This is a genomic window from Mariprofundus aestuarium, from assembly GCF_002795805.1.
Lineage (GTDB): Bacteria > Pseudomonadota > Zetaproteobacteria > Mariprofundales > Mariprofundaceae > Mariprofundus > Mariprofundus aestuarium.
Map to the genome: position 1 here is coordinate 1,003,952 of NZ_CP018799.1, position 18,468 is coordinate 1,022,419.

Annotated in this window: 20 protein-coding genes and 1 tRNA gene; 12 read left to right on the forward strand and 9 right to left on the reverse strand. The window is 54.6% G+C overall.

What is annotated here, in order from left to right:
* Window positions 1–104: 104 nt before the first annotated feature.
* Window positions 105–191: transfer RNA gene (locus Ga0123461_RS04950), tRNA-Leu, on the reverse strand.
* Between the two features lie 147 nt (window positions 192–338).
* Between Ga0123461_RS04950 and Ga0123461_RS04955 the strand changes: the two genes are divergently transcribed.
* From Ga0123461_RS04955 to Ga0123461_RS04970, 4 genes are all read left to right on the forward strand, one after another.
* Entirely contained in the window at window positions 339–1,577 is a 1,239-nt protein-coding gene (locus Ga0123461_RS04955) for an FAD-dependent monooxygenase (RefSeq protein WP_100277315.1), read from the forward strand.
* Window positions 1,574–2,782: a UbiH/UbiF/VisC/COQ6 family ubiquinone biosynthesis hydroxylase gene (locus tag Ga0123461_RS04960; RefSeq protein ID WP_100277316.1), complete on the forward strand. Its 1,209-nt coding sequence runs from the start codon at window positions 1,574–1,576 to the stop codon at window positions 2,780–2,782. The genes Ga0123461_RS04955 and Ga0123461_RS04960 overlap by 4 nt, the downstream gene beginning before the upstream one ends.
* Window positions 2,783–2,796: 14 nt before the next feature.
* Entirely contained in the window at window positions 2,797–3,528 is a 732-nt protein-coding gene (locus tag Ga0123461_RS04965) for a TSUP family transporter (protein ID WP_100277317.1), read from the forward strand.
* Window positions 3,529–3,661: 133 nt separating this feature from the next.
* Window positions 3,662–3,940 (forward strand): peptidylprolyl isomerase, encoded by a 279-nt coding sequence (locus Ga0123461_RS04970; RefSeq protein ID WP_100277318.1) that lies wholly within the window; start codon window positions 3,662–3,664, stop codon window positions 3,938–3,940.
* A gap of 90 nt (window positions 3,941–4,030) precedes the next feature.
* Here Ga0123461_RS04970 and Ga0123461_RS04975 read toward each other — a convergent pair whose 3' ends face one another.
* The 8 genes from Ga0123461_RS04975 to Ga0123461_RS05010 form a co-directional block, all read right to left on the reverse strand.
* Window positions 4,031–4,594 (reverse strand): outer membrane beta-barrel protein, encoded by a 564-nt coding sequence (locus Ga0123461_RS04975; protein WP_157819233.1) that lies wholly within the window; start codon window positions 4,592–4,594, stop codon window positions 4,031–4,033.
* Between the two features lie 89 nt (window positions 4,595–4,683).
* On the reverse strand, window positions 4,684–5,997 hold the full coding sequence (locus Ga0123461_RS04980; RefSeq protein WP_100277320.1) for a sensor histidine kinase: 1,314 nt from the start codon (window positions 5,995–5,997) through the stop codon (window positions 4,684–4,686).
* A complete protein-coding gene (locus Ga0123461_RS04985) occupies window positions 5,985–6,671 on the reverse strand; it encodes a response regulator transcription factor (protein WP_100277321.1) in 687 nt (228 codons plus the stop codon). Before Ga0123461_RS04985 ends, Ga0123461_RS04980 begins: the two co-directional genes overlap by 13 nt.
* The gene (locus Ga0123461_RS04990; protein ID WP_100278689.1) at window positions 6,671–6,976 is read right to left on the reverse strand and encodes a PepSY domain-containing protein; all 306 of its coding nucleotides are present in this window, start codon (window positions 6,974–6,976) and stop codon (window positions 6,671–6,673) included. The genes Ga0123461_RS04985 and Ga0123461_RS04990 overlap by 1 nt, the downstream gene beginning before the upstream one ends.
* A 3-nt stretch (window positions 6,977–6,979) precedes the next feature.
* Complete coding sequence (locus Ga0123461_RS04995) at window positions 6,980–7,549, reverse strand: diheme cytochrome c (RefSeq protein WP_198507132.1); 570 nt, start codon at window positions 7,547–7,549, stop codon at window positions 6,980–6,982.
* A gap of 14 nt (window positions 7,550–7,563) precedes the next feature.
* Window positions 7,564–7,959, reverse strand: a complete 396-nt coding sequence (locus Ga0123461_RS05000; protein ID WP_100277322.1) for a DUF1924 domain-containing protein — start codon at window positions 7,957–7,959, stop codon at window positions 7,564–7,566.
* Entirely contained in the window at window positions 7,956–8,615 is a 660-nt protein-coding gene (locus Ga0123461_RS05005) for a cytochrome b/b6 domain-containing protein (protein ID WP_157819234.1), read from the reverse strand. Before Ga0123461_RS05005 ends, Ga0123461_RS05000 begins: the two co-directional genes overlap by 4 nt.
* A 45-nt stretch (window positions 8,616–8,660) precedes the next feature.
* The gene (locus tag Ga0123461_RS05010) at window positions 8,661–9,068 is read right to left on the reverse strand and encodes a cyclic nucleotide-binding domain-containing protein (protein ID WP_100277324.1); all 408 of its coding nucleotides are present in this window, start codon (window positions 9,066–9,068) and stop codon (window positions 8,661–8,663) included.
* Window positions 9,069–9,230: 162 nt separating this feature from the next.
* Between Ga0123461_RS05010 and mutL the strand changes: the two genes are divergently transcribed.
* The 8 genes from mutL to Ga0123461_RS05050 all read left to right on the forward strand — a co-directional run bounded on the left by mutL (window position 9,231) and on the right by Ga0123461_RS05050 (window position 18,466).
* The gene (mutL, locus tag Ga0123461_RS05015) at window positions 9,231–11,042 is read left to right on the forward strand and encodes a DNA mismatch repair endonuclease MutL (RefSeq protein ID WP_100277325.1); all 1,812 of its coding nucleotides are present in this window, start codon (window positions 9,231–9,233) and stop codon (window positions 11,040–11,042) included.
* Between the two features lie 10 nt (window positions 11,043–11,052).
* Window positions 11,053–12,228: a cation:proton antiporter gene (locus Ga0123461_RS05020; protein ID WP_100277326.1), complete on the forward strand. Its 1,176-nt coding sequence runs from the start codon at window positions 11,053–11,055 to the stop codon at window positions 12,226–12,228.
* Window positions 12,225–13,145, forward strand: a complete 921-nt coding sequence (miaA, locus tag Ga0123461_RS05025; RefSeq protein WP_100277327.1) for a tRNA (adenosine(37)-N6)-dimethylallyltransferase MiaA — start codon at window positions 12,225–12,227, stop codon at window positions 13,143–13,145. Before Ga0123461_RS05020 ends, miaA begins: the two co-directional genes overlap by 4 nt.
* Complete coding sequence (hflX, locus tag Ga0123461_RS05030; RefSeq protein ID WP_100277328.1) at window positions 13,142–14,446, forward strand: GTPase HflX; 1,305 nt, start codon at window positions 13,142–13,144, stop codon at window positions 14,444–14,446. Before miaA ends, hflX begins: the two co-directional genes overlap by 4 nt.
* A gap of 147 nt (window positions 14,447–14,593) precedes the next feature.
* A complete protein-coding gene (glyA, locus tag Ga0123461_RS05035) occupies window positions 14,594–15,853 on the forward strand; it encodes a serine hydroxymethyltransferase (protein WP_100277329.1) in 1,260 nt (419 codons plus the stop codon).
* A gap of 32 nt (window positions 15,854–15,885) precedes the next feature.
* On the forward strand, window positions 15,886–16,344 hold the full coding sequence (gene nrdR / locus Ga0123461_RS05040) for a transcriptional regulator NrdR (RefSeq protein ID WP_100277330.1): 459 nt from the start codon (window positions 15,886–15,888) through the stop codon (window positions 16,342–16,344).
* Window positions 16,345–16,346: 2 nt separating this feature from the next.
* Window positions 16,347–17,429, forward strand: coding sequence for a 3-isopropylmalate dehydrogenase (gene leuB, locus Ga0123461_RS05045; protein WP_100277331.1), 1,083 nt, complete (start codon window positions 16,347–16,349; stop codon window positions 17,427–17,429).
* Window positions 17,430–17,443: 14 nt separating this feature from the next.
* A complete protein-coding gene (locus tag Ga0123461_RS05050; protein WP_100278691.1) occupies window positions 17,444–18,466 on the forward strand; it encodes an aspartate-semialdehyde dehydrogenase in 1,023 nt (340 codons plus the stop codon).
* Window positions 18,467–18,468 lie beyond the last annotated feature (2 nt).

Genomic DNA, 18,468 nt, shown 5'->3' on the forward strand with positions numbered 1-18,468 from the left:
GTGACAACTGACTGTGAAGGTGGTTGTAGTGGCAAGATAGAAACGATGAATCGTTTCTCCCTATCGCGCAATTTCAAAGATTGTTAATCTTTGAAATTGCTTGCTGGTACCTGAGGCCGGAGTCGAACCGGCACGCCCGTGAGGGCACGGGATTTTGAATCCCGGGTGTCTACCAATTCCACCACTCAGGCATTGCAATTGATCTATCGGAGACGGCGCGAAGCATTGTCATCCGGCATGCAGGTGTCAAGCCGCAGAGGAGCGGGTTGCCAACAGCTTGCAATCCTATTTAAACCCGCAAGGATAATGCGGTTAGGGATGGAGCGTGGGGGATACGCATGGGCAAAGCAGAACATTTTGATATTGTTATTGTCGGCGGCGGTGCCGTTGGGGCGACGCTAGCCCTTGAACTGGAGCATCTGGCCTACTCTGTAGCAGTAATTGAGCACGCTGAACCCTCATTTTCATCCAGCAACCCGGAACGCGTTATAGCCCTGAATTACGGCTCCCGTTGCCACCTTGAGCGCCTTGGCCTCTGGCAGGGTGTTGAAGAGGGCGGCGTTGGCAATATTCGCCATATCATTGTCACAGAACCGGGTAACCGCGGTCGTGTTGATATCGATGCCAGCGATGGCCGTAACGACATGCCGGCTATGGAAGAGCTTGGTTATGTGGTCGAGATGGGACTGTTGCTGAAACCGCTGTACGAAAAGCTGCGCGCCTCTTCGGTCACACTCTTTTCACCCGCATCGCTCTCAGAGTTTACACAGCACAGTGAGCGTGTGGAGATAACCCTTTCAACAGGTGAAGGTGAACACCAATTAACTGCTGCACTGATGGTTGCGGCAGATGGTACCCACAGCCAGATTCGACGCATGGCTGGCATTGGTTTGTTCGGCTGGGATTACAACCGTTTTGGCCTTGTGGCATCGGTAAGTTGCGAGAAAGGGCACCGCGATTTTGCGCACGAGTGTTTCCGCAATTCCGGTCCTCTGGCACTCCTGCCACTGGCCGATGGTCGTTTCTCGATCGTCTGGGCTATGGCACCTGCCGAGGCAACCCAGCTTCTCGCCATGAGTGATGAGGCTTTTATCTCTACGCTGCAAAGGGCAGTCGGAGAAAATACGATGGCCGAGATCGGCGCTATTACCGCTGTTTCCAAGCGAGCCAGCTATCCGCTTGAGCTCTCCATCGCCAAACAGTTTACGGCACCACGTATTGCACTGGTCGGTAATGCCGCCCATACGATCCATCCGGTGGCAGGGCAGGGGATGAACCTCGGATTCCGGGATGTTCAGGATATGGTAACCATGCTGGATGGTGAGCTTGCCCACAGCGATCCTGGCCAGCCGATTATTCTGCAGGGTTATGCCGAGAAACGCCGCGCTGATGTGATGGCTGTTGCCGGCTTTACCGAGTCGATGACACACACCTTTGGCAGCACAATTCCGGGCGCGAAACTGCTGCGCGGCCTGGCACTGGAGAAGATGGCCTTTACACCGTCGCTGCAGGGGCTGCTGCTCAGGCAGGCATCCGGTATCGGCCAGATGCAGGCAGTTACAGGAGAACTATTATGACCTCACATGCCGATCATGCGGATCTGATTATTGTTGGTGGCGGTATGGTGGGGCTTGCCCTTGCCTGCGCACTGCGCCATTCAGGCCTGCATATTGTGGTGATTGAACGCGGCGAGCCGCCGGTGCGCAAATCACTGGATCGCGACTGCCGTGTCTCTGCCATTGTAATGGGTAATGTGAAAATCCTGCAGGGGCTCGGCGTCTGGAAATATCTGCAGGAGGATGCCGGCCCCATGCGCAGCATGCGTATCTGGGACAACCAGGAGCAGGGTGGCATCCGCTTTGATGGCAGCGAGATTGGTGAGGATGTGCTGGGTTGCCTGATTGAGAACTCGGCCACCCAGAAGGCGATGCATAAAGCGATGCTGGAGAGCGACAATATCGAGTTCTGTTCGCCTGCCGAGATTGTCGAGGTGCAGTGGCTTGAGGAGCATGTACTTGTCAAACTAGCTGATGGGCGTGTGCTGACCACGCCGCTGATTGTCGGTGCTGATGGCGGGCGTTCATGGATTCGCGAACAGGCTGGGATTGGTGTCTGGCAGCGCGATTACAAACAGAAGGGGATTGTTGCAACTGTGCGTCCTGAGCGCGACCACAATGGTGTCGCTTTCCAGCGTTTCCTGCCGACCGGTCCCTTGGCGATGCTGCCGATGACGGAAGGGCTATGCTCCATTGTCTGGAGTGCCGAGAGCAGTGAAGCGGATCGTCTGATGACGATGGATGGGGATGCATTCCTCGATGCGCTGAACCTTACATTCGGCCCTGTATTGGGGCGTATAACCGAGGCAGGTGAGCGGACGGCGTTCCCTCTGATTGCACGACTTGCCAAACATTTTGTGCGCGATCGCGTGGCACTGATCGGCGATGCGGCGCACTGCATTCATCCACTTGCGGGGCTTGGTGTGAATCTGGGGCTGCGCGATGCGATGGTGCTGGCTCAGGAGATATCCGATGCAAGACGCTTTGATGAAGACTGGGGTAAGATGGATGTGCTGGAGCGCTATATGAAGCTTCGTATGCCGGATGTGCTCTCGGTGATGGGTTCCATGGAGGGGCTGCACCAGATCTTTACCGGCACGATTCCGGGGCTGAAAGAGGTTAGAGGGCTCGGCATGCGGTTGATGGGAAACTCCGGTGCGATCAAGCAGCTGCTGATGCGCAACTCCACGGGCCTGTCGCTGCCTGTTCCCAAACAGATCAGCTAATTCCTTAAAACCACATGGATGACCTGCAAGCATGGCAATATATTGCCACGGCACTGATTTTTGTCTGGACCGGCTTTGTACGTTCAGGACTTGGATTTGGTGGTGCCGCGCTTGGCTTGCCGCTGCTGTTACTGGTTGTTGATGATGCGTTGATCTGGCTGCCGCTGATCGGAATACATCTGCTTTTCTTCTCATCCATCACGGTCAGTTCCCGCATTCATGCGGTCAACTGGCCATACCTGAAAAAGGCACTCGGCATCATGATCATACCCATGCTGATCGGCGTGTTTGGGTTGCTGACCCTTCCTCCTGAGTGGGTCGTAGTTTTTGTCTATCTTACCACGCTCTTTTATGCCTTCTGCTACCTGTTTAAATTCCAGATCAGAGGTGGCAACCCCTGGGTGGATAACACGCTGCTGATCAGCGGCGCCTATGCCGCAGGTGTTTCACTGATTGGCGCTCCATTGATTGTTGCGGTATTCGCACGGCACGTGACCATAGAACAGCTGCGCAATACTCTCTTCGTCCTCTGGTTTATACTGGTGGTGATCAAACTCTCGGTGCTGCTTTGGGCAGGCATCGACTTCTGGTGGTTCCATCACCTCTGGCTGCTGCCCTGCGCCGCCCTTGGCCATATCGTTGGCCTCAAGCTGCACGAACGCCTGATGGCAGGCGATTCAGCCACCTTCAAACAGATCATTGGCGGCGCTTTAGTCCTGATCTGTATCGTTGGACTTCTTCGGTAGATATGGGAGTGTAATATTCTTCGTGCGTTCAAAGAAAGGTTAATGGCCTACCAATAAGAATGGATAGTCGTGTAAAGATGGACCTTACCCCTTGAGATATTGCTGTGATTAAATAATGAAGGTAGGAACCTTAATGCGTAGTGCGATGGCGAAACATATTCTGGTAAAAACAAAGGATGAGGCCGAGCAGCTGAAACAGCGGCTCGCCAGAGGTGAAGATTTCGGCAAACTGGCGAGAAAGCATTCAACCTGCCCCTCTAAAAAGAGGGATGGCGATCTCGGTGAGATCTATCCCGGCCAGCTGGTAAAGCCGATTGAGGATGTTGTTTTCAAGAAACCGCTGCTGAAGGTGCACGGGCCGATCAAGTCAAAATTCGGTTACCATCTTGTGGTTGTCTATTTCAGGAGCTAGGCCTCTCTGTGAGAGGTGGCCCTCCGGTATGAACCGGAAGGCCGTCCCCATGCTGTACCACTACAGCCTTTTCGAGAGGAGATCAGAAGATCAATAGAAGTGGTACTGCAGCGATAGGGTGTACATGCTAGCGCTGACACCCTTGTAGTTGGCGGAGCTTGCTCCTTTAGGTTTGCTGTTCAGGTGTGACCATTCGCCGGAGATGCCGAGGTTGTCCATGGCGCTGTAGGAGAACCCCAGGCCGTAACCAAGGCCACTGCGTATTTTGCTCGAGGAGAGTCCTGCAACAGGGGAGTGGGTGGCGCGGATGGTGCCCACACCAATCAGCGCGTAACCGGTGAAATCTTCAGCAATTTTGATCTGCGGCTTCAGGAATGCTGCAGCAAAGTAGTCAATCTTGTTACCCGCAATGATAGCCAACTCCTCCTTGGTACTGCCGCTGGTTCCGATGCGAATTTCACCACCAAGAAACTCCGAGAAATTATCTCCAACCTGCAGATAGGTTCCGATGGTGCTGGCTTTTTTCGAGATACCGTCGTTGAGGATGAATGAGCCGACGCCGACGCCGACGTAAGGGTCGCTTGCGTGTGCGACAGATGCCATTGAGGTGATGGCAGCCAAGGCAGCGATAAAGGATGTTACGGTTTTTTTCATTGAGTGCTCCATATTAGATTGATGCCGGTCGGAACGGCGGACGCGATGACGCTATGGCGTCAAGCTGAAATGAAACTGAAAGGGGAGGCTTACTGTTTTGTGGGTTTCTGGTTGCTTTGAAGCGGCAGTGACAGCTCAACGCGCAGACCGCCAAGCGTTTCGGATCTACCAGCACTGATTCGGCCACCATAGGTGGTGACGATATCGTTGACGATCGCCAGTCCCAGACCGTGTCCAGGCCTCGATTCATCGCTGCGCATACCACGCTGCAGCAGCTCCTGCCATGCACCCTCAGCCATTCCGGGTCCATCATCCTCGACGATGAGTTCAAGCTCATGATTCATCCGCAGTGTGCTGCGGATCTGCTGCCTGGACCATTTACAGGCGTTGTCGAGCAGGTTGCCGATTAGCTCCAGCATATCCTCGCGGTCGGCCGGAAGATGCAGGTTGGACTGTATTTCTAGTTCGATTTGGAGCTTTTCACCATGCACTTTTTTCAGCATGGCGGCCATATCCCTGAGATCCTGCTCTGGCTCCGGCCAGAAGCCACCGGGAGCTGAACCGGCCAGCCGTGCACGTGAGAGTTCACGCTCGATCAGTGATTCGATCTTTCCCGCTTGCTCGCCAATCACATCGTTCGCGGAGCCGCTCTCCAGCGTGCGCCTGATAACCGCAAGCGGTGTCTTCAGGGCATGTGCGAGGTTGCCTGTGGCTGAGCGGGAGCGGGCCAGGCGCTCCTGCATCACCAGCAGCAGGCGGTTTACCTCCTGCACCAGGGGATTGATCTCACTCGGCAGGTCGAGCTGCAGTTGCTGGCTCTCACCCTGTTCAAGTTGCTGCAACGCCTGCCGCACCTGGCCGAGCGGTCGCATTGCCCGCCTGATTACCCAGACCTGCAGCCCGAGCAGCGCCAGCAGGGTAAGAAACAGCAGCAACAGCAATCGCTTCTGGTATATCCGGGCCTGATGGTAGAGTTCCGACATATCTTCGGCGATGGTTAGGCTTATGGTATTTTCGTTGATGCTGTATTCACGCTTTAGCAGCAGCAGGTGTTGTCCGTCTGGGCCGGTGATATCGCGGTGAATGCCTGTGTCTAGGTTCTGCAGACTCTGGTCCCATAGTGAGCGTGAACGGATCAACTGATCACCTGCGCGAATCTGGAAGTAGTGGCCCGATAGGGGGCGCTCATAGATGGCATCGATCTTGGCAGGGTCGAGCAGCAGCTGATCACCCTGCAGGCGAGTCGCAGCCAATACGCTCTCCATATCGTGCTCCATACGGGAGAGGACTGTGTTTTCGCTCAGCGATTCACTTTCAATACCGAAGATGAATGCCAGCAGCAGGAAGAAGAGGGCCAGACTTGCAGCAAGGCTGAGACTCAGGCGCTGGCTCAGTGATCGCATACGCCATCCGGATTGAAGACATACCCCTGTCCACGCCTGGTCAGAATGGCGCTTTTGCCGAGGCGTTTGCGCAGGCGGCTGATATAGACCTCGATGACATTCGACTCCTTCTCATCATTGTAGTCGTAGACATGTTCAACAAGTTGGCTGGCGCTGAGGATTTTTCCCGGTTGCAGCATCATGTATTTGAGTAGCCGGAACTCGACACCGGAGAGCTCGATGGTTTTCTCTTGCCCTGCGCAGTGGATGGAGACGCGCTGCCTCTCCTCATCAAGCCTGAGCGGGCCTACCTGCAGTTCGCCGCCTGCATGGCCGTGTGCTCTGCGAACCAGCGCCTGCAGGCGCACCAGCAGCTCCTCGGAGTGAAACGGCTTGGTGAGGTAGTCGTCGGCCCCGGCACGGAACCCGTCCACCTTCTCATGCCAGGCACCGCGCGCAGTCAGTATAAGTACCGGAATAGTGATGCCCGAAGAGCGCCACTGCTGCAGCACCTGCATACCACCGAGGCCGGGTAATCCCAGATCCAGGACGATCACATCATAAGGCTCGCTACTGCCGAGAAAGGCGGCCTCGGTACCATCTTCGGCAAGGTCAACTGCATAGCCGTGGCTGCGCAGGAAATCGGCCACGGTGGCGGAGAGTGCTGTGTCATCTTCAACCAGTAGCAACCGCATCAGTCATCTACCTCACTTTCTAGCACGCTGCCGGTGCGGGCATCCACCTTGATTTTGCGCACGCCACTATCCTCGCCGAGGATTTTTATCTCATAAACAATCAGGCCGTTATCCTCCTCTTCCAGTTCAAGGTCGAGAATCTTGCCGGGGTAGGGGGTGGCGATGATTTCTGCGATGCGGCTGAGCGGCAATACCTGATGCTCATGCATCAGTCTGTGTGCCCGCTCATGATCCTCCTCATCCCCCCATGCCACTGGAGAGATAGCCGTCAGCGATAGCAGGAGGAGAACGATTAGCAGGCGCATCAATCAGTCGTCCCAGCGGCCGAAGCCGGGGATAACCACGCTGTGCTCATTGAACGAGCCCTGTGCCGCCTGTGTGTGGCAGCTCTGGCAGTTGGAGAAGGAGCGTACCTTTGGGTTGTCCCTGACAAGGCGGTTCGGAAGCTCATGGTGTTCGCGGGTGAAAAAACGGGTTTCGGTAATGCGCAGCGGCGCAGCATCCTCCGGGATTGAGCGCAGGATGCTGTAGCTGAAACGCTGGTTCATGCGGTCTGCAGCATTGTCGCTCAGGTAGGCGAGAACCTCCTTGCCGGTGGGGGCATCAAGTGCCGCATTGTCGCCAAAGTGATCCTCAAGGCTGCCCATGATTTTCACCCATGAGCGCACTGGCAGGAAGCCTGGCTGATAGGCAAAGTGGCATGCGCCGCACTCGCTCTCGTAGGCTTTGTTCATCACTGTTGCCACGGATTTGGTTCTCTCACCATAACTCCGATCTTTGTCACCCCACCAGTCATCGTCGCCAACGGCAACAAAAGAGACCGAAAGGCCTATGCATAGTGCCATGATAGCACCGCCTGTCGCAATTTTTTTATTCATATACATCTCCTCAATTAATAATTTTGAATAAACAGCAGAAGGTCGCCCTTCTCCTGCGCTGTGCAGGCGCGGCCGTAGGTCCAGTTGCAGTTGCGGTTAAACCACTTCTCGATTTTCTCAGCATCGGTCAGGCGGTCGGGGTTAACGCGAACCGCCAGTGGCTCGATCAGTTTTCCGGTTTTAATGTGTTTGCCGGTTTGGGTCAGGTCCGGGCTGTGGCATGAGGCACAACTAACCTGTTGCTCTAAGTTCGCCTGTAGATGCTGCTGTTGCCACCGTATCCGGCCAGCTGCTGCATCGAACGGGCCGGCGCCTTCACTCCGGTAACCGTTTAACAGATCCTCAACAACATCAGCAGCCATGGCTGGTTGCCCTATCAATAGCAAAAAAATGATTCCGATTCGTTTCATTTCTCTCTCTCCTTTCTTGATTTGCGGCCGGTAATCATGGCCAGAGGTAAATTCTGTTTATGTAAAAGGCTTTCAATCAGTACGCCGCCTACATGCAGCAGCACAAGCAATACGATGCTGTCGGCGAGCAGGCTGTGAATCTTTGTCATCCATATCTCGCGCTGAAAATCGATTGCGCCTGCCCAGCCGGCCATAGGTCCGTGACCTGTCTGCAGTGCATAAACCGCTACGCCGCTCAGGCTCAGAAGCAGAAGCAGAAGGAGGAGTGCGACAATCATGAAGCTGCCGGCGGGGGTGTGCCCCGGATAGCTGTTTTTGCGCAGCTGCCAGAGGCTTTTGAGGTGGGAAAGAAGCAGGCGGGAGGCAAGCGGGAAATCACGGAACAGGGAGTAGCGCGTGCCGGCAAAGCCCCAGATGATGCGGAAGAAAACCAGGCCGAGAACAGTGCTGCCGCAGAGCAGGTGCAGATAGAGATAGTCATCCTCGAACCACCATGCCACTGCAAAGCAGAGCATGAGCAGCGCATGGAAGATACGCACCAGTGGATCCCAGATAATTTGGTTGTTTCTCATCATGGCCGCAACTTTAGTGCGGTTATCTGAACTCAAGCTGAAAGCTTCAGGCGTTGCGGTAAAGCGGGGGCTCTTCAGTCGCACAGGCCTATTGTGTAAATGTGCTTTTGGTGGTGTCAGTTTAGCTTTCTATCTATCGTAAACCTTTTTCATGGCTGTTTCGCGAAGCTGTCTGGAAAAATCAGGGTATCTGGCAGACACTTCATCAATCACTTCGCTTGGAAACAGAATCGCCTCTACATCACTCACCGCAATCACATCGGCAACCGGCGGGCTGATCTTCGACATCGAAACCTCACCGGCGGTGTCACCGGCCTTCTGCCGATCCACCTCGGTGCCATTGGATACGATTTTCGCCTCACCCAAAGTCAGCAGGAATAGCGACCTGTTTTTGCCATTCTCTTCAATCAGTTTTTCACCTGCACTAAATGTTTCAATTCTGCTGTGATCGGCCAGTTGAGCCAGACCTTCTGAGGGAAGGAGGGCAAAGAGCGGATTACCTTTCATCTTTGTTATCGTGTTTGCCGCATCGCCCATGTCAGACCTCCGGTTTGGAATTGCTACACTCTAGGAGCGGAAGGAATATGTGCACCCTTTGATTGTGAGGGTGGATTGTTGCGCTTAAAGCTTGCAGATTTACGCCACTTTTCTTGCAAGGAGCTTCATCATCGCTGTTTCTCTTCACCAGACTGCGCTTCTATGACCACTGAACATCTGATTCATATCTTATCGCCTCAGGTCGCCAACCAGATTGCTGCCGGTGAAGTGGTGGAACGCCCGGCCTCTGCGGTCAAGGAGCTGGTGGAGAATTCGCTTGATGCGGGTGCGACCAAGGTTGTGGTGCGCATTACAGCCGCAGGCAAGAAGTCCATTGTCATTGAAGATGATGGTTGCGGTATGTCAGCAGCCGATGCCGAGCTTGCACTGCAGCGTCATGCCACCAGCAAGATCGAAACATCAGAGGACCTGCATCTGATTGCCAGCCACGGTTTCCGCGGCGAGGCACTGCCTTCAATCGCATCGGTCTCCCGTTTTCGCATGCAGACAGCCCTGGCAGGAAGCAGTGAAGGGGTGGAGGTGCGCGTGGATGGTGGTGCCACCACCGAGGTGCGTCCGGCTGCACCGAGAATGGGTACCCGTATCGAGGTGCTCGACCTCTTTCTCAATACACCTGCACGTCTGAACTTTATGCGTACAGATAAAACCGAAGATGCCGCCATCATCGAGGTTTTTCGTGCTCTGGCGCTGGCCAATCCATCCGTGGCGATGCTGCTGGAGCTCGATGGTCGCAAGCGGTTTGATTTCACACCACAGGATGAACGATCACGTGTGATGGCGATTCTGGGTAGTGATTTTTCCGATAATAGTATCGAGATGGCCATAGAGCATGAGGGGATGCAGATCTCAGGTCATCTGGGGTTGCCGACCTTCCATCACCGTGACTCTACGCGCATGCTCTTCATGGTGAACGGTCGTGTGATTCGCGACAAACAGCTGCTTGCCGCAGTTCGGGCGGGCTACCGCGATGTGATGTTCCATGACCGCTATCCTGTGGCGGTCATCAGGATCGAGATCGATCCTGCTGATGTCGATGTCAACGTTCATCCGGCCAAACGCGAGGTGCGTTTCAGGTCTCCGCAGGCCGTACGGGCGGGTGTGATATCCTGTATTCGGGCGGCGATTGAGAAGATGGGGCAGGCTGTCTCTTCAACTACGACGGACCAGGCGATGCGCTCGATGCATTACGGAGGGTCGGCATCACCTTCGATGGGGCGTGGTGGCATGCCGCGTTTTTCATCCGGTGATTTCAGAGCGCCATCGACCGGTTCCAACCCTATGCCGAAAGATATGCAGCGTATTCTCTTCTCTGCAGCGGCTGTTTCCGAGCCGGGAGCTGAGTACGGGGCAGGGCAGCTGAATCTCGGTCATCCGCTAGCCCAGATTCACCGCTGCTACATTCTGGCGCAGACCGAAGCCGGTGTGATTCTCGTCGATCAACATGCGGCACACGAGCGCATGACCTACGAAAAGCTGAAAACACAACTGGCAGGTAAAAAGGTCTCCAGCCAGAAACTTCTGACCCCCGAACCGCTGAATTTGAGTGGCAAGGTGGCGGCATGGCTGCATGATCACGTTGAAGAGCTGGAGCCCTTCGGGGTGGAGCTTGAGATCAGTGGTGAGGAGTCTTTCCTGATTCTTGCTGTTCCTGCGATGCTGGTACGGGAAGCTGCAAGTGAACTGGTGGCTGAACTTGTGCAGAGTATCATGTTGATGGGGAGCGATGCGGAAGGGGATGGTCGCGGGCTGGGGCGGATTCTTGAGCGCTGGCTCGGTAACCGCGCCTGCAAGGGCTCGATCAAGTCCGGCCGGCTGCTTTCACATCAGGAGCAGGAGGCACTGCTGCGCGAGATGGAGCAGACCCCCAACATTGCCCAGTGCAACCACGGTCGTCCGACCTATGTATCCTTGTCGCTGAACGATCTCGACCGCCTCTTTGGCAGGAAAGAGTGATGAGTATTAAATGCACTTAGATCCGGTGATTCTGGTGATCACCATTGTGCTGTTTTTCTCTATGCTGATGGCTTATGCCGCCATGCGCATGAAGCTGCCGATTGTCGTCGCCTATATCCTTACCGGTATTGTGATTGGCCCTTCCGGGTTCGCCATTATCGAGGATCACGATCTGGTGACCCGCATTGGAGAAATCGGTGTGATCATGCTGCTTTTCTTTGTCGGCATGGAGGTATCCATTCCGCGCCTTATGGCTGGCTGGAAAATAGCCTTTGTCGGCACCAATGTTCAGATCGTGATCAGTGTGGTCGCTTGCGTTGCTCTTTCCCTGTTGGTTGATATGAGCTGGCAACAGGGCGTGCTTTACGGCTTTATTATCAGTCTTTCCAGTACTGCTGTGGTGCTGAGGATGTTGCAGGACTCGGGAGAGTTGGAGCTGCCGATGGGGCAGAATGCGCTTGGTGTACTGCTGGTTCAGGATATGGCCATTATTCCGATGATGGTTATTCTCAGTATGCTCGGTGACAGCGATAAAGTCGCGTTTTCCCATATCGCCATACAGGTGGCCGGTGGGGTTGCGATCCTGCTGTTTGTCTATTGGTTGATGCGCAGCAAGCGGTTTCATATCCCTAAGGCTCTGCTGGGCAGTTACGAACACCGGATGATGCTTGGTCTCCTGCTCTGCCTGGGTTCGGCATCACTGACCGGCTGGCTGGGTCTCTCTCCGGCTCTGGGGGCATTCCTTGCCGGTGTGCTGCTGGCATCATCGGATCAGTCGCAATGGGTGCATGAGCATATCGGCCCTGTGCAGGTGATATTCATGGCGATGTTCTTCCTTTCTGTCGGCATGCTTGTGGAGATCGACTACCTGCTGGCCAATATTGAAATGGTATTCGGATTGACTTTGCTGGTATTCCTCTTTAACTCGGGCAGTAACGTGTTTGTCATGCGTGCACTCGGGGAGCCATGGGAGTCATCGTTGATCACTGCCGGCTTGCTTTCCCAGATCGGTGAATTCTCCTTTCTGCTTGCGGCCGTTGGTCTGCATGTAGCCCTGATTGATGAGAATATGCACACCATGACGGTTCTGGTTATAGCGCTGACACTGATGCTGAGTCCACTTTGGCACGCTCTGATCAAGAGATTTTCCCGGATGCAAGGTATTTATACAAAGGATCGCTTATGACTCACGCACTTAAGGCAGTAGCCCTGATGGGGGCAACCGGCACCGGTAAATCGGCGTTGGCGATGCGGCTGGCTGCCCAGTCGCAAACCGCAATTATCTGTTGTGACTCAATGCAGCTCTATCGAGGGTTGGATATCGGCACGGCGAAGCCGACCGAGGCTGAGCGGAAAGAGGTTGCGCATTATCTTGTAGATTGTTGCGAGATGCCTGACCTCTATTCGGCTGCGCGCTGGGCCCAGGAAGCGCGGCTTGTGATCAAATCGGAGAATGAGCAGGGGCGGACTCCGTTGATTGTCGGTGGTACCGGCCTTTATCTCAAAGCACTTTTACAAGGCTTCGCAGATATTCCGGACGAGAAGGAAGCGGTGCGTAAAAAGTTCGAAATGCTTCAGTGGGTGGAGGGGACAGAGGGGCTGTTCAGCTACCTTCAGGAGCATGATGCGGTGATGGCTGCGCGGCTGGAAGCGAACGATAGCCAACGCATCATGCGCGCACTCTGCGTGCTGGAGAGTACAGGACGTTCACTCGCCGACTGGCAGGCTGAGGCTTCCAGCCAGGTGGTGACAATTGATTGCCCGGTCTTTGTAATCGATGTTGAGCGCGAGCTTTTGCGTGAGCGGCTTGCCGCACGTTGCCAGGCCATGATGGAGGCGGGTTGGCTGGATGAGGTGCGCTGGCTTGCAGCGTTAAGTCTGCCTGATACTCATCCGGCGATGCGGGCGGTCGGCTACCGGCAGCTTCTCGATCACCTGAAGGGTGATCTGAGTTTAGAAAAAGCGGTTAGTGACACTGTTACGGCTACGCGTCGCTACGCCAAACGGCAGGTGACCTGGTTCAACCATCAGACACCGGACGCTGTGCATGGCAGCGCTGAAGATTTGAAAGATAACATGATGGAGATACTGCGAAACCGATGAGTGGCGAATTGAACGATACACAACAGGCGCCGGATATTGCTATCAGTGTGCACCCTGAACTCTCCAGCCGGCGTATCAGTGATTATGCGTGGAAAGCGCGCGCTGAAGAGTTCGACAGGCTTGTTGAGACCAGCAGTTGCAACTTGGTAGAATCGCTTCGCTTCACAGTGCGCAGGGCACTGTCTGGCACCCTGCTTGGCTCAGGGCAGGTTGAGGATATTCGCCAGCAGATTGAAATTCAGGAGGCTGTGGTGGTGTTTGTGGATCATCCGCTTACACCTGTACAGCAGCGTAACTTGGAGAAGGCATGGGATGCCAAGGTGGTGGATCGTACCGGCCTGATTCTTGAGATTTTCGCATCGCGTGCCCGCACCCGTGAGGGTGTCTTACAGGTGGAGCTGGCCAGCCTCAACTATCAGCTTGGCCGGCTGGTGCGCAGCTGGACCCACCTGGAGCGTCAGCGTGGTGGCTTCGGTTTTATGGGTGGACCGGGTGAACGCCAGCTTGAACTCGATCGCCGTATGATTATGGGCAAGGTTAAATCCCTGGAGAAGGATCTGGAGAAGGTGCGCCAGATGCGCGCAACCCAGAGGGCCGGGCGCAAAAAGAAGGATATTCCGACCGTGGCGCTGGTGGGTTACACCAATGCCGGCAAATCGACACTTTTCAATCATCTGACTGCATCGGGCGTCTATGTTGCTGACCAGCTCTTTGCCACACTCGATCCTACCATGAGGCTGCTGGAGCTTCCCGGTGGCCTGCGGTTGATGCTCTCCGACACAGTGGGTTTTGTGCAGGAGTTGCCGCATGAACTGGTCGATGCTTTTCGGGCTACACTTGAGGAGGTGATTGAGGCTGATCTGGTGCTGCATGTGCGCGATGCTGCTGACCCGATGCTGGCTGAACAGGGCAAGGTTGTGGAGCAGACGCTGGAGCAGATGGGGTTGGTGGGTGATCTGGCTCCGCCGGTGGTTGAGGTGATGAATAAGAAGGATCTGGCTCCGGGGCTGGAGAGCTATCGCGCCGAAATGGTATCGGGTAGCCGCATTGCACTCTCTGCCGTCACAGGTGATGGGGTGGGGGATCTGATTGCGTTGCTGACCGACTGGCTGCAGCAGGATATGCACGAACTGCACCTGAAACTGGATGTTTCAGACGGGCGTTCGCTGGCTTTCTGTTACCAGAAAGGTTCGGTGCTATCTAAAACAGTGGATGAGTCTGTCGTGGATGTTGTGGTGCGCATGAATCCAGCCGATGCGGGTCGCTTCATGTTCTATGAGGGGATGCACCAGCTACAGTAGCGAGACCGGATTGGGGTTTTCGTGGAAATCGAAGGTGACGCGGCAGTTTCGATTCGACATAATACGCGCCCCGAATTCCTCATTGCTCGGGAGTAGAGGGAAAAGGCGTGTGATAACATCGCCTTTTTGTCATTTTTAGGAGTTTTCATGTCCGATCGCAGTCAGTTTTTTAATGCGCCACTCGCCGATAAGGTAGTCAAAGATGCCATCGCAGCCGAGTTGGGTCGCCAGCAGCACACACTGGAGCTTATCGCCAGTGAGAATATCGTCTCGCGTGCAGTGATGGAGGCGCAGGGTTCTGTGATGACCAACAAGTATGCTGAAGGTTATCCGGGTCGCCGCTACTACGGCGGCTGCGAGCATGTTGATGTGGTTGAATCACTGGCACAGCAGCGCGCTTGCGAACTTTTTGGCGTCAAATACGCCAATGTACAGCCGCATTCCGGATCTCAAGCCAATATGGCCGTCTTTATGGGGCTGCTGAATACCGGTGACACCATCATGGGTATGGACCTTTCACACGGTGGCCACCTGACTCACGGCTCTCCTGTGAACTTCTCAGGGCGCCTCTATGGGGTTGTGGCCTACGGAGTTCGCAAGGACAATGAACTGATCGATTACGATGTCATGCAGAAGATGGCAGAAGTGCATCGTCCAAAGATGATTATCGGTGGAGCATCGGCATATGAGCGCGGTATTGATTTTGCACGTATGCGCGAAATTGCTGACTCTATTGGTGCCATCCTGATGGTGGATATGGCGCACTATGCAGGCCTGATTGCAGCTGGCGTCTACCCGAGTCCGGTAGGGCATGCCCACGTGATTACCACAACAACCCACAAAACCCTGCGCGGACCGCGTGGCGGCATGATTCTGACCGATGACGAAGAGATCTATAAGAAGATCAACTCGCGTATCTTCCCTGGCATCCAGGGTGGCCCGCTGATGCATGTTATCGCAGCCAAGGCGGTTGCCTTCGGTGAAGCACTTGGTGAACAGTTCAAGGCTGACCAGAAGCAGGTGATCGCCAATGCACGTGCTCTGGCCAAGACTCTGACTGAGGGTGGTCTACGCATTGTTTCCGGCGGTACCGACTGCCATATGTTCCGGGTTGATGTTCGCCCACAGGGCATTACCGGCAAGCAGGCTGAAGAGGCGCTGGAAGCAGCCGGCATCACCACCAACAAAAACACCATCCCGTTTGACCCTGCGTCCCCGTTTGTTACCTCCGGTATTCGTATTGGTGCTTCCGTGATTACCGCACGCGGTATGGAAGAGGCTGATGCATGTCTGGTTGGTGAGATGATTCTGAAGGTGCTGAATGCTCCGGAGGATGCTGCTGTTCATGCAGCAGTATTTAAGGATGTACGCAAACTGACTGACCGTTTTCCGATTTACGAAAGTTAAGATCGTTAAACGTTAGCCTGTAGCTGATCTGAATGTTTTGCCCCTATTGTGCAAACGATGACACGCGCGTGGTCGATTCACGTGTAGTGGAGGATGGTGCTGCTGTGCGCCGTCGTCGTGAGTGTGAAGCATGCGGCAAGCGTTTCTCTACCTATGAACGTGCTGAGCTCAAGCTGCCGCTGGTAGTGAAGAAGGACGGTACGCGGCAGACATTCAGTATAGGTAAAATTCACTCGGGTATGCAGAAGGCACTGGAGAAGCGTCCGGTCTCGGCAGAGGCGCTGGAGAAGGGTGTTAATGCGGTGCTTCGCTCTGTGCAGGAGCAGGGTGAACCGGAGATTGCTGCAGCTAGTGTGGGTGATTTTGTGATGGAGCAGTTGCGCAGGCTTGATGGTGTGGCCTATGTGCGCTTTGCCTCTGTATATAGAGAGTTTAAAGATGTGGATGATTTTCTGGCAGCGGTAAAAACCGTAGTTGGAAAGAAGGAGTAGATATGTCTGTTAAGATTGCAGTGTTGCCCGGTGACGGCATCGGAAAAGAGATTGTCGATGAGGCGCTGAAAGTGCTTGAGGTGCTTAATCGTGATTTCGCGCTTGATGCGACCTGGGAAGAGGGTGATATCGGCGGCGTCGGTTACGATGTGGCGGGCGATCCCTATCCGGAAGCAACGCAGAAGCTGGTTAAGGCATGCGACGCCGTTCTGCTTGGTGCTGTGGGTGGCCCGAAATGGGAGCCTCTGGACAAGCCGCTGCGTCCTGAGGCCGGTCTATTGCGTATCCGCGAAGATCTCGGTCTGTTTGCCAACTATCGGCCGGCCAAGGTGCACGATCAGTTGCTCAATGCCTCAACTCTGAAGCCTGAGGTTATCAGCGGTGTTGATATTCTGGTGGTTCGCGAACTGGTTTCCGGCATCTACTTCGGTCAGCCACGCGGCATTGAAGAGCTTCCAAACGGTGAGAAACGTGGTTTTAACACGCTTGAATATAAGACTTCCGAGATTCAGCGTATTGCCCGCAAGGCATTTGAAGCGGCTCGTCTGCGCTCCAACAAGGTCTGCTCGATCGATAAGGCCAATGTGCTTGAATCCACCGAATACTGGCGCGAAGTGGTGACTGAGCTTCATGCTGCCGAGTACGCTGATGTCGAACTTTCGCACATGTATGTCGATAATGCGGCGATGCAGCTGATTCGCAACCCCAAGCAGTTTGATGTGATTGTAACCACCAATATGTTTGGCGATATTCTCTCTGATGAGGCATCCATGCTGACCGGTTCCATCGGTATGTTGCCGTCAGCCTCCATTGGTGTGGATTATGCCATGTATGAGCCGATCCACGGCTCTGCTCCTGATATTGCAGGCCAGAACAAGGCGAATCCGCTGGCGACCATCCTTTCCGCTGCAATGATGCTGCGCTTCTCACTCGATCGTGCCGACCTGGCTGAAAAGGTAGAGCAGGCAGTGGAAAATGCACTCAATGCAGGAATTCGCACCATCGATCTTGCTGAAGGCGGTGATTTTGTATCCTGCTCCGGCATGGGTGATGCGATTTGTAAAGAGCTGGAGGCGCTGGCGTGAGTGCAGAACCATTTATGCTGAAAAAAGAAGAGGGTTATGTCGTAGCGGTAGTCGGGGCAACCGGTGCGGTTGGCCAGACCATGCTGGAGATCCTGGCTGAGCGTAACTTCCCGATTGATGAACTCTATCCTGTGGCATCCAGCCGTAGTGCCGGCTCAACTGTTGAGTTTAAGGGCAAAGAGTATGTTGTGCAGGACCTTGAAACCTTTGATCCCACAGGTGTTGATATTGCACTTTTCTCTGCAGGGGGATCCACCTCCAAAGAGCATGCACCACGTTTTGCAGCAGCAGGCTGTTATGTGATCGACAACTCCAGCGCCTGGCGCATGGATGAGGAGATCTGCCTCGTTGTTCCCGAGGTGAATCCGCATGCACTTGAAATGGCGCGCGAGAACAAAATTATCGCCAACCCGAATTGCTCGACCATCCAGATGGTGGTGGCACTCAAGCCACTGCATGATGCCGTACCGATTGAACGTGTGGTTGTTTCCACCTATCAGGCTGTAAGCGGTGCAGGTGGCAAGGCGATGGATGAGCTGGCCAAGCAGTCAGCACAGCTGATGAACGGCCAGAGTGTTGATGTAAAGGTGTTGCCTGCCCGTATCGCTTTTAATGTGATTCCGCATATCGATGTCTTCATGGAAGACGGATATACCAAGGAAGAGCGCAAGATGATAGATGAAACGCGCAAGATCATGGAGTGTGAGATCAAGGTCACAGCTACGACGGTTCGTGTGCCGGTATTCTACGGTCACTCTGAATCGGTGAATATTACATTTAGCGGGCCGATGAATGCTGATACAGCACGTGGACTGCTCGCTGATGCAGAGGGGATCTGCGTTGTCGATGATCCGACAACTGAAGATTATCCGATGCCGAGTGAGGCAGCTGGTACGGATCCGGTTTGGGTCGGTCGAATTCGCAATGATGATTCCTGTGCGAATTCTTTGCATTTGTGGGTTGTTGCCGATAACGTACGTAAAGGTGCGGCTCTAAATGCTGTGCAGATAGCGGAAATTCTGATTCCTCACTCTTAGGA